General features: G+C 43.3%; 9 protein-coding genes. All 9 read left to right on the forward strand.

Annotated features, from left to right (window positions below; all coding sequences use genetic code 11):
- Positions 1-66 precede the first annotated feature (66 nt).
- The 9 genes from QUA80_RS32525 to QUA80_RS32565 all read left to right on the forward strand — a co-directional run bounded on the left by QUA80_RS32525 (position 67) and on the right by QUA80_RS32565 (position 8,367).
- A complete protein-coding gene (locus tag QUA80_RS32525; protein WP_333429042.1) occupies positions 67-834 on the forward strand; it encodes an NAD(+) kinase in 768 nt (255 codons plus the stop codon).
- Between the two features lie 321 nt (positions 835-1,155).
- Positions 1,156-1,641: a hypothetical protein gene (locus QUA80_RS32530; protein WP_333429043.1), complete on the forward strand. Its 486-nt coding sequence runs from the start codon at positions 1,156-1,158 to the stop codon at positions 1,639-1,641.
- 5 nt (positions 1,642-1,646) lie between these two features.
- Complete coding sequence (locus tag QUA80_RS32535) at positions 1,647-1,775, forward strand: hypothetical protein (protein ID WP_333429044.1); 129 nt, start codon at positions 1,647-1,649, stop codon at positions 1,773-1,775.
- 36 nt (positions 1,776-1,811) lie between these two features.
- Positions 1,812-3,788: a carbamoyltransferase gene (locus QUA80_RS32540; protein ID WP_333429045.1), complete on the forward strand. Its 1,977-nt coding sequence runs from the start codon at positions 1,812-1,814 to the stop codon at positions 3,786-3,788.
- A gap of 92 nt (positions 3,789-3,880) precedes the next feature.
- On the forward strand, positions 3,881-4,288 hold the full coding sequence (locus QUA80_RS32545; RefSeq protein ID WP_333429046.1) for an SxtJ family membrane protein: 408 nt from the start codon (positions 3,881-3,883) through the stop codon (positions 4,286-4,288).
- Positions 4,289-4,453 carry a DUF5989 family protein gene (locus QUA80_RS32550; RefSeq protein ID WP_333234938.1) on the forward strand — a complete coding sequence of 55 codons (165 nt, stop codon included), beginning with the start codon at positions 4,289-4,291 and terminating at the stop codon, positions 4,451-4,453.
- Between the two features lie 4 nt (positions 4,454-4,457).
- Complete coding sequence (locus tag QUA80_RS32555) at positions 4,458-5,690, forward strand: SGNH/GDSL hydrolase family protein (protein WP_333429047.1); 1,233 nt, start codon at positions 4,458-4,460, stop codon at positions 5,688-5,690.
- Between the two features lie 13 nt (positions 5,691-5,703).
- Positions 5,704-7,029, forward strand: coding sequence for a hypothetical protein (locus QUA80_RS32560; protein WP_333429048.1), 1,326 nt, complete (start codon positions 5,704-5,706; stop codon positions 7,027-7,029).
- 6 nt (positions 7,030-7,035) lie between these two features.
- Positions 7,036-8,367, forward strand: coding sequence for a hypothetical protein (locus QUA80_RS32565; RefSeq protein WP_333429049.1), 1,332 nt, complete (start codon positions 7,036-7,038; stop codon positions 8,365-8,367).
- The last annotated feature ends 147 nt before the right edge of the window (positions 8,368-8,514 follow it).

Below are 8,514 nucleotides of genomic sequence, written 5' to 3' on the forward strand. Positions count from 1 at the left end.
ACTTATTATCTCGGATGATTCACTTTTATCCCCTCCATCTGCCTATGTGCCAGTTGGGGGTGCGGAATGTGGGTTAACAGCCCCATTGATTTAGCGGTGGTGCTGGGCGGCGACGGTACGGCCCTAGCTGCGGCGCGGAATTTGGCGGCTGACGGCATCCCGATTTTGGCAGCGAATGTGGGGGGACATCTGGGTTTTTTAACCGAGTCTTTTGAGGATTTCCAAAAGACTGAGGAGATTTGGGACAGACTTTCGGAAGACAGGTATGCCGTACAGACGCGGATGATGTTGCAGGCAACAGTTTTTGAGGGAAAAAGAAGCAATCTCGAACCCCAAAGCGATCGATTTTTGGCACTCAATGAAATGTGTGTCAAACCTGCTTCAGCCGATCGAATGCCGAGCTGTATTCTAGAAATGGAAGTTGACGGCGAAGTAGTCGATCAATATCAAGGCGACGGTTTAATTGTGGCAACTCCCACTGGTTCGACTTGCTACACCGCATCTGCCAACGGGCCGATTATGCACTCGGGAATGGAGGCGATCGCAGTTACTCCGATTTGCCCTTTGAGTTTATCCAGTCGGGCGATCGTACTCCCGCCCGGTTCAGTCGTCAGCATTTGGCCTTTAGCAGATTACGAACTCAGTACCAAACTCTGGACAGACGGCGTTTTAGGGACTGCAATTTGGCCGGGACAGCGCGTAGACGTGCGGAGGGCAGACTGCGAAGCCAAGTTTATCATTTTGCGGGAAAACTATTCTTATTACAACACGTTGAGGGAAAAACTTCTCTGGGCAGGAGCCAGAATTCGGTACAGCAACAATCACCGCAATTAATCCGAATCATCCACCATTAATCATTAATCTGTAGGGGCCGGTTTTACCAACAATATTTGCCTAAAATCAATAATCTCATAAACCCGCCCCCACAAGGTGATAAATCGCAATTTACATTTTTATGCTTCGAGCTAAAGCAAGGTTGAGATAGGTTATTAGTTGTGTGGGGGCGGGTTTATATAGATGGTTTGCGGTCATTAAATATTATTCGTAAAACCCGCCCCTACAGGATGGTATTTTACAGGCAAAACCTGCCAGACCCAACATACAATTTCTGTACTCTGTTAAGATCGCTCAATATCTTGACAAACAGCCCGATCAATGCAAATTTTCAAACAATCAACCCGACCTTTCAACCCTCAAGATACATATCCCTGTCCCGTGTGCCGCACCGGTCAGATTTCCACCATGCCGATGATGGACGCCCTAGCTTGCAACTTCTGCCAGCACATTTATACCGCAAGCGTTGAAAGACAATCGCTCGAAATGGCCGATCGCCAACCGCCCGTAACTTGGCACTGGAACGGCAAACAGTGGATAGGAGCGCACCTCGAAGGCGTAGAATTCGGATGGCCCTACTTTGCAGCAGCGATAGGTCTAATTTTCCTTCCCACTACCTTGCTGGGACTTTCGGCTTACTATTTTCCCCCGGTTCCCGGCAGCCGGTTGTCGTGGCTGCCCGCAGCTTGGACAGGCTTAGCTTTTTTGTCCCATTTAGGCATTGTGCTGTGGTTGATGGGTGAATTTTATCAATTCCCGCTGCTAACTTACTTCAGAGCTTGGGGGCGCAGGATTAGCCGGCGCTAGCTTAAATGCTCTCAAAAAAGCCGATCGCCCCAGGACAGCGCACCGACATCCATCCAGGTAAAATTAGAGGCGATCGCAAAATTCAATTCCCAATCAGCACTTATGCAGCTATAATCGTTAGCTATTCTAAATAGTCAAAAGCAAACGCATTGCGATTTGTGAGGAGAGCGATGAATATACTTGGAATCTCGGCGTACTATCACGACAGCGCCGCAGCCTTAATTCGCGACGGAGAAATTATAGCAGCAGCGCAGGAAGAAAGATTTTCCCGCAAAAAGCACGACGCCAGATTTCCCAAGAATGCGATCGCTTATTGCTTGAAAGAAGCGAACATAGATTTGCGGGAAGTCGATCACATAGTCTTTTACGACAAACCTTTAGTCAAATTCGAGCGCCTTCTCGAAACCTATTTAGCCTACGCACCCCAAGGTTTTCGCTCTTTCCTAGCCGCCATGCCGATATGGCTCAAAGAAAAGCTTTACCTCAAAACCATGCTCAAAAGAGATCTGGCAGCAATAGCAAACTGCAAAACGAATAAACTGCCATCTCTGCTATTTACCGAACACCACCAATCCCACGCAGCATCGGCATTTTTCCCCAGCCCGTTTCAAAAAGCAGCCGTTTTGTGCCTGGACGGCGTGGGCGAGTGGGCAACAACCTCGGTTTGGTTGGGAGAGGGGAACCAACTTACACCTCAGTGGGAAATCGATTTTCCCCACTCCTTGGGTTTGCTTTATTCAGCTTTCACCTATTACACAGGCTTCAAAGTCAACTCTGGCGAATACAAACTCATGGGTTTAGCACCTTACGGCGAACCCAAGTATGTAGACAAGATTCTCAACTATTTAATCGACCTCAAAGATGACGGAACTTTCCGTTTGAACATGGATTATTTCAACTATACTGTTGGCTTAACCATGACAAACAAGAAGTTTGACGAGCTGTTTGAAGGGCCGCCGCGTCAAGCTGAAGGAAAATTGACTCAGCGAGAAATGGACATTGCCGCTTCCATTCAAGTTGTTACCGAAGAAGTTGTTTTGCGACTTTGCAGGACAGTTAGAAAAGAATTGGATGTCGATTATCTTTGTCTGGCCGGCGGCGTTGCTCTCAACTGCGTTGCTAACGGCAGACTCTTGCGGGAAGGTATTTTCAAAGATATTTGGATTCAGCCTGCAGCGGGAGATGCTGGCGGTGCTTTGGGCGCGGCTTTGGCGATTTGGTACCAGTATTGCGAACAAACTCGCACTGCGATCGCGAACTCGACAGCAAATAGTAGAGAATCCCTCAAAACTGAACTTGTCACTACAAACGCAGCGGTTGAGGAGAAGACTGAAGTTCTCACTGCAAACCCAGCGGTGGCAACTGTGGCGAAGTCTGTTGCTCATTTAACTTGTCACGATCGAATGAGGGGCTCTTATTTGGGGCCGAGGTTTACCGACGCAGAAATTCTCGAATATTTGGATTCAATCAAAGCTAGCTATCACCGATTGGACGATGCCGAATTAATGCCGCAGTTGGCTGAGATTTTGGAACAGGGAAATGTGGTGGGATGGTTCCAGGGGCGGATGGAATTTGGGCCGCGGGCTCTGGGCGGTCGATCGATCGTGGGCGATCCCCGCAATGCTAAAATGCAGTCCGTGATGAACCTGAAAATTAAATATCGGGAATCATTTCGACCTTTTGCGCCGTCAATCTTAGCCGAACGAGTTGCGGATTATTTCGAGATTGACCATTCCAGCCCTTATATGCTATTGGTAGCACCTGTCAAGTCCAGTCTCCGCATTCCGATGACTCCCGAACAAGAGCAGTTGTTTGGCATTGAAAAGCTCAACATACCGCGATCGGAAATTCCGGCTGTCACCCACGTCGATTACTCGGCTCGCATCCAAACTGTTCACAAAGAAACCAATCCTCGCTACTATGACTTAATCAGCCATTTTGAAAAGCGATCGGGCTGTTCGGTTCTGGTAAATACTTCTTTCAACGTCCGAGGCGAACCCATTGTTTGCACTCCCGAGGATGCTTACCGCTGTTTCATGCGAACCGAAATGGACTATCTGGTTTTGGAAAATTACTTGCTTCCCAAGTCAGAACAAATTCCTTGGAAACAAGATGATGCTTGGAAAAATGAATTTGAACTAGATTAGTCATGAGTCATTAGTTATTAGTTATGAGTTATTAGTTGGTACGAATAGCTAATAACTAATTCCCCATTCTCCATTCCCAATTCCCATTTCTAATGAGCGACGAAATTAAAAAACTCGACAAAAAAGGCTTGCGCGATTTTGGGCTGCTAATTGGCGGCTTGATTGCAGTGCTGTTCGGTTTAGCAGTACCTTTACTGCGGCGGCATTCTCTACCTTGGTGGCCTTGGGCAATCTGCGGAGTGCTAGTGTTCCTAGCATTGGTTGCGCCGAAATCGCTGAATCCCGTTTATCACGGGTGGATGCGCTTTGGAAACATACTCCACAAAATCCAAACGCCGATCGTCCTAGGGATAGTTTTTTACCTGATAGTTTGGCCGATGGGAGTGCTCAAAAACATTTTCGGCGAAGATGCAATGCGGCGCAAACTCAACCCGAAAATGGATACTTACCGCATCCCAAGTAAAGCAAGAACAAAAGTTAGTATGGAGCGTCCTTTTTAAGTGTTTGAATCAACATTAGACTTTCTCAAAGATTTGTGGGCGTTTATGAGAGAACGCCAAAAGTATTGGCTGCTGCCGTTAATTGTGACTTTAGTCTTTTTGGGAGCTTTGATTGTATTGAGTCAGGGTTCTGTGATTGCTCCGTTTATTTACACCCTGTTTTGAAAGAATGAGCAAGTGGAAAATTTTGGGTGTCAATTTAGGTTTGACACTCGGCGGTTTATTTATGGGGGTGGTAATTGGTGAAATTGGATTGCGGGCAACCAAGATTGAAGGCTATCCAAAAATAGGAGATTTTGTAGACTCGGCACCAACTCGTTTCCACACTTCCGATCCGAATTTGGGTTGGAAGCTGAAACCCGGTGCGTCGGGGGAGTGGAAGGGGGAAGGTGCGAGTTTTGTGCAGGTGAATAGTGAGGGTTTGCGCGATCGCGAACACACAAAAGCCAAACCTCCCAATACTTTGCGGGTGGCAGTTTTGGGAGATTCTTTCACCGAAGCAATTCATGTACCTGTCGAACAAACTTTCTGGTCAAAATTAGAACGAAAATTAGGAAATTGCGAAGCCGTTAAGGGACGCAAAAATGTTGAAGTAATTAATTTTGGCGTGCAGGGTTACGGTACTGCTCAAGCATTGATAATGCTGCGAAAAAAAGTGTGGGACTACAATCCTGATATTGTAGTTCTTGCATTTTTTATTGGCAATGATATAATTAACAATTCCCCAAAACTAGAATACGATCGCTACCGACCATTTTTTGTGTACGATGCTAGCGGGAAGTTAGTACCAGATATGTCTTTTCGCAATCTAGCGCCGATCGACCGCAACGACAAAGCAGTTTCATTTGTAGACAGGCTGCCCACTTTTATCGTCAATAATTCGCGCATTTTGCAGGTCATTAAAAAGGTAGACCTAGATACCAAAAAGCGGCAGTTATCTGAGGATTTTACTGCTTTAAGTACCCTAAACCTCAAGGAACCTCAGAATGCAGATTGGGAAGAGGCTTGGAGGGTGACAGAGGGTTTGATTGTGACTCTGCGGAATGAAGTCGTACAGAAAAATGCTGATTTCTTGGTTGTGACGATCGGCGATCCGATGCAAGTCGAACGCGATGCCAAGATGCGAGAAGATTTTACGAAAAATAACAAGATTCAAGATTTGTTTTATCCCGATAGGCGGCTGGAAAAATTGGGCGCGCGCGAGGGTTTTCGGGTACTGAATTTAGCCGAACAGTTTCAAGGTTATACTGAAAAATATCAAGTCTGCGCCCACGGTTTTGAGAATTCTGTACCCTGTCGGGGTCACTGGAATGAACTCGGACACAGGCTTGGCAGTATTCTGATCAACAGAAATTTGTGCGAAAATTTGAAGCAGTCTCAAGTCCCCAAAAAACAACCGTAATCAGTCAAATTTCATGAAAGATTCAACTGCGCTACAAAAAAGCAAAAATATATTAAGTATAATCGCGGTTAATTTGGCGATCGCCTTTATTTGTCTGGAAGCTTTGTCGCTAGCTTTTTATTTGATCAACCAAAAGCAGTTTTTTTATACCAGAACTAAAACCAAAGAAAAAGTAGTAGAAGATATTGAAAGGATCGGAATTAGGCTAGATGAATCAATCGTAGAAAGACTGCACCCGTTTTTTGGATACGTACTCAAACAAGGTGCTTTTACCAATGAAAAATTAAAGTTAAAAGTCAACAAACACGGCTTTTTTTCCCTCTACGATTATCCGTTTCTTAAAACAAATAAAAATCAAATTATTATCGGAGTTTTTGGCGGTTCAGTTGCGAATAACTTTGCAGTAGATGAATACGTAACTCGAAGATTGTCTAACAAATTGAAGACTTATCCAGAATTTGCAAACAAGGAAATCATTGTTTTAAATTTTGGCAACGGCGGCTACAAACAGCCTCAACAATTATTAGTTTTAAATTACTTTCTGGCTTTGGGTCAAGAGTTAGATTTAGTCATCAATATTGACGGTTTTAACGAAGTAGCACTGTCAAATCTAAACAACAAAGGCCAAGTAGAAATAGGAATGCCCAGCGTTCAACACATACAGCCTCTGACGGGCTTAGCTAACAACAACTTGTCGCCGGAAGCCATGAGTTCGATCGTACAAATTAACGAAACCAAAAAACAGTTGAAAGCAGGTATTGACAAATTGCAAACTTGTCAAATTGCTTTGTGTCACGCTGTTACCTCGCTGCAGGTGAAACAATTAGTCAACAATTACCAGCAAGCAGTTGTCAAGTACGACCGACAAGTCAAACAATCGAACTCAGACACGGCAAATAGCGGTATAGTATACATTCCCAAAGCTGACTCTGTTTTGCCGGATGCCGCTGCTTTTGACAAAATGGCATCGATGTGGTACCGATCCTCGATCGGGATGAATCAAATTTTATCAAGTAGAAAGATTAAGTATTTTCACTTTATCCAGCCCAACCAGTATTATCCCACTAAGCGAGCGTTTACCGCCAAGGAAAACGAAATCGCGATCGACAACAAGAGTCCTTACATTGAAGGAGTGAAAAAAGGTTATCCGGTATTGTTGTCCAAAGTCGATGATTTGCAAAAAGCTGGGGTTAATGTTTTTAACGCAGTGAATATTTTAGACAATACAAAAGAGACAGTTTACAAAGATGCCTGCTGCCACTATAATTCAGTCGGAGACGAAGTATTGGCAAACTATGTTTCTAGTTCAATTATTAAAGTAGTAAGAGAGTCGAAATAGAGGTTTATGAAAGATTTAAAATCACTCAAAAAAGGACAAGAATTTCTCAAGATTGCTTTGATTAATTTAGTGATTTTACTGGTTTTCCTGGAACTCGGTTCCTTGGGATGGTATTTTGTCAAGCACAAGCAATTTTTCTATACTAGAGAAAAGACGCAAGATAAGTCGGCTTTAGGAATTAATTTAGAAGGAGTGCGGCTGAATCAGTCTATTGTTGAAAGGTTTCATCCTTTTTTGGGATTTATCCAACAACCTGGCCCCGATTTTCGCCCTGGTTTTAAGGTTAACAACTACGGATTTATCTCTCCTTACGATTACCCTTTGAAAAAAACCAAGAAAAATCAATTTTTTATCGGAGTTTTTGGGGGTTCTGTGGCTTCTAATTATGGAGTATTTGAAGTTCAAAACAAAATTTTACCTCAATACCTCAAGCAGCTTCCGGGTTTGAAAGATAAAGAATTTGTAATTTTGTCTTTTGCTACCGGAGGCTACAAACAGCCTCAGCAGTTATTAATTTTAAACTATTTTTTGGCTTTAGGGCAAGAACTGGATCTGGTCGTCAATATAGATGGTTTTAATGAAGTAGCACTTTCTAACTTAAACAATAAAAATCAAATTGATTTGGCGATGCCAAGCATTCAGCATATTTTGCCGCTGACTAGCTTGGCGAATAATAGCCTTTCTACAAAAGCGATGAAAGCAACTATCAGAATCCAAGAAAATAAAGCTAGGATTAATCAGGGTTTGGAACGTTTGCAACACTGCTCTTTAGCTGCGTGCGATGCTTTGACTTCTGTTTACGTTCAAAATCTAGTTAATAACTATAAAACCGATGTCATTAAGTTTGAGAAAGAACGGACTAAACAAAAAAAGGATGACAGTGGCAGCGTTATTTATATCAATACTAATAAGTCAGTTTTACAGGATTCAGTAGCTTTTCAAGAAATGGCGTTGAATTGGGCGAAAAGTTCAATTTTTATGCACAAAGTGCTGTCTGCTAGTAATGTGCCTTATTTTCACGTTCTTCAGCCCAATCAATATTATCAGACGAAAAGGGTGTTTGGTGAAGCTGAAAAGCAGATTGCTTTTAACAAAGATACTCCTTATGCTAAATCTGTGCAAATTGGATATCCGGCTCTTTTCAAAAAGTTTCCTAATTTGGAAAAAAATAATATCAATATAGTGAATGCTGTCAATGTTTTTGACAAGACTAAAGAGGCTGTTTATGTAGATAGCTGCTGCCATTACAATCAAGCTGGAGAGGTGGTTTTTAGCAATTATGTAGGTCGTTCTATTCTGGAATATTTGCGGAAAGATGAAAGAAATAAGAAGAAGTGATATTATGTCTGGTTGATTCGTTATTGTACAATTTGCGAACTCGTAGGGGCGGGTTCACCAACAATTATAACCCACATTCCGCAGATATTCGATCGAATTTTTTAATCAGTTGTGAAAACTTGTCAGCCCAATGCTTTTTGGCTGAAC

Source organism: Microcoleus sp. F4-D5 (genome assembly GCF_036704885.1).
Taxonomy (GTDB): domain Bacteria; phylum Cyanobacteriota; class Cyanobacteriia; order Cyanobacteriales; family Microcoleaceae; genus Microcoleus.